The organism is Streptomyces katrae (assembly GCF_000966975.1).
Lineage (GTDB): Bacteria > Actinomycetota > Actinomycetes > Streptomycetales > Streptomycetaceae > Streptomyces > Streptomyces katrae.
This window is the reverse complement of the sequence record NZ_JZWV01000823.1, coordinates 1-1,027: the sequence shown is the minus strand read 5'-3', so window position 1 is coordinate 1,027 and position 1,027 is coordinate 1. Positions and strand designations below refer to the sequence as shown.

Genomic DNA, 1,027 nt, shown 5'->3' with positions numbered 1-1,027 from the left:
GAGCAGGATCCGGCCCCCGGGGAGGTCCGGATCGGCGGTGCGGGTGACGGCCAGTCCGCCCTGCTCCAGCGCCCGTCCGGCGGCCCGGGCCAGGGGGTCGCCGGGGTCGCCGGCGAGCACCTCGGCGCGGACCCCGGCCAGCGCGGCGGCCGCGTCGGCGGGCCGCTCCGCGCTCTCCGCGAGCCACCGCCCGACGAGGTCTTCCCCCGGCGGTTCCGCTTCCCCGGTCGTGAGCAGCCCGTGCGCCTCCAGCTGCCCGAGGAGGACGTCCACCGCCCGGCGCAGCGCCGACCGGGGCTCCATGCCGTCGAGGAGGGCTTCGAGCCCGCCCTCCCTCAGCGGTCCCTCCAGCAGCCGCCACAGGGCGGGCAGCGCTTCGCTCCCCTCCAGGGTGAGGCTGCCGCCCCGGCCCCTCAGGTGCAGGGCGGCCCGCAGCGGGGTCACGGCCACCCCGGGGCGCAGCCTGCGCACGGCCCTCGGGCGCGCGACGGTGGTCATGCCCGGCCCTCCACGGCGTCCCCGGCCGCGGCGAGCTCCGCGCGCCAGTCGGTGCCGGTCAGTCCGGGAACGGTGCGGACGACCAGGTGGGCCGCCAGGTAGCGCTCCAGCGGGCGGACGTCGCAGATGGCGAGGAGCCGGTACAGGGCGTTGGTGCAGGCCCGGTAGACCAGGTACCCGGGGTCGCCGAACAGCTCCCCCTGCGGGTCGGAGCGGCTCAGCAGCCGGTGGAACTCGCTGTAGCGGGTGCGCAGGTCGTGGTCCCAGCGCTCCGCCGTGGCCGCGTCCCCCGTGGACCTGGCCCGCGCCGCGTACTCGGACGCGGCGCCGTGCAGGTCGGCGCCCGCGGCGTGGCGGCTCCGCGCCAGGCGCCAGGCGCCGGCGGAGAAGTCCGTCCAGGCCCGCTCCCAGCCCAGCGCGCCGCCGCCGGCGATCCGCCCGACGAGGGCGGTCGCCGCTCCTTCCGCGGCCTCGCCGTGGCGTTCGAAGCGCTCCCGCAGCCGGCCGTCCGGGTCCTCGTGGACGAGGA

General features: G+C 79.1%; 1 protein-coding gene and 1 pseudogene. Both read right to left on the bottom strand.

Translation table 11 applies throughout. From position 1 onward, the window contains the following. Positions 1 to 498 (bottom strand): annotated as a pseudogene (locus VR44_RS27315) (hypothetical protein); the annotation flags it as partial. After that, a partial coding sequence (locus tag VR44_RS41500; protein ID WP_157880416.1) for a hypothetical protein occupies positions 495 to 1,027 on the bottom strand: 533 nt, incomplete at its 5' end. The gene VR44_RS41500 and the pseudogene VR44_RS27315, both read right to left, overlap by 4 nt.